The sequence below is a fragment of the Homoserinimonas sp. OAct 916 genome (genome assembly GCF_003260275.1).
GTDB lineage: Bacteria > Actinomycetota > Actinomycetes > Actinomycetales > Microbacteriaceae > OACT-916.
Genome location: NZ_QJHB01000038.1, coordinates 1 through 1,200, shown reverse-complemented (window position 1 = coordinate 1,200; position 1,200 = coordinate 1). Strand labels below are relative to the sequence as shown.

At 61.1% G+C, this 1,200-nt stretch carries 1 protein-coding gene; it reads right to left on the bottom strand.

The window, feature by feature from the left end; genetic code table 11:
- Positions 1–7: 7 nt before the first annotated feature.
- Positions 8–1,183, bottom strand: a complete 1,176-nt coding sequence (locus tag DL891_RS16565) for an IS30 family transposase (RefSeq protein WP_255563112.1) — start codon at positions 1,181–1,183, stop codon at positions 8–10.
- Positions 1,184–1,200 lie beyond the last annotated feature (17 nt).

The window sequence follows — 1,200 nt, the reverse complement described above, 5'->3', positions numbered from 1 at the left end:
GGCGGATTCAACCGGTCGTTGCAACGATGGGCTTTCCTGGCTCTGACATTAGCCGTTGCAGGGCTTGCGCGGGTGTAATCCCGCCGAGTGTTTTGCGTGGACGATCGTTGAGTTCGGTTGCGACTTCGAGCAGCCGCTCGGGCGAATGGACCGAGAGGTCGGTGCCCTTCGGGAAATACTGGCGCAGCAGCCCGTTCGTATTCTCGTTGGTGCCTCGTTGCCAGGGCGAGTGTGGATCACAGAAGTAGATCGCCATCTTGGTCGCCATGGTGATCTGTCTATGCTGGGCGAGCTCGGTTCCCTGATCCCAGGTCAGGGTCTTAGCCAGCCGTTCGGGGAGAGTTTTGATGGTTGCCAGCAGGCCATCACGAACGGCGATCGCGCCGTGGTCGCCGGGGAGGTGGACAAGCATGGTGAATCGTGTCTTCCGTTCCACCAAGGTAGCGATCGCGGACCGGCAGTTCGACCCCAGAATCAGATCTCCTTCCCAATGACCGGGAACAGCACGGTCGGCCACTTCCGCGGGTCGCTCGCTGATCATGATCATGTCGGGGATCTTGCCCGAGTTTTTCGCGGCGGGTCGCCTCGGACGCCTGATGGCGCGGCCAGTTCGCAAGTGTTGATGAAGATCAGCCCGCAAGTGGCCACGGCCTTGCACATACAGTGCTTGGTAGATCGTCTCGGGGCTCACCCGCATCTCCTGCCGGTCCGGAAACACCACCGCCAAGTGATCACTGATCTGTTCCGGACTCCATTTCACACACAACTTGGCCTGCAGCAAGGATGCCAGCTCCGGGTGGTCAAACTTGCTTTTCTTGGGTCGGCGGCCACGGTGCTCGGACTGCTTCTGAGCCGCGTAAGGCGCATACCTGGTTCGTGCTTGGGGGCCAGTCTTGGACCCGCCTCGGGCCAGCTCGCGACTGATCGTGCCGGCAGACCGGCCCAGTTCGACAGCAATCTCCCGCACACCGGCGCCCGTCAGGTGCAGGTCAGCGATCTGCAGCCGTTCCTCCAAAGATAGGTAACGCCCCGAGAACTCCGGCTTCGGTAGCGGAACCCGACCTCCTGTCGCTTGGCGCCAACGTCGTCCAGTTCGTCGATCCACACCCACAGCATCACACGCCGCAGACGATGTCGAACCCCCAGCAACTAACACCCAGAATCGTTCCCGCTTCTGAACCAACTCATCCTTTGACCACA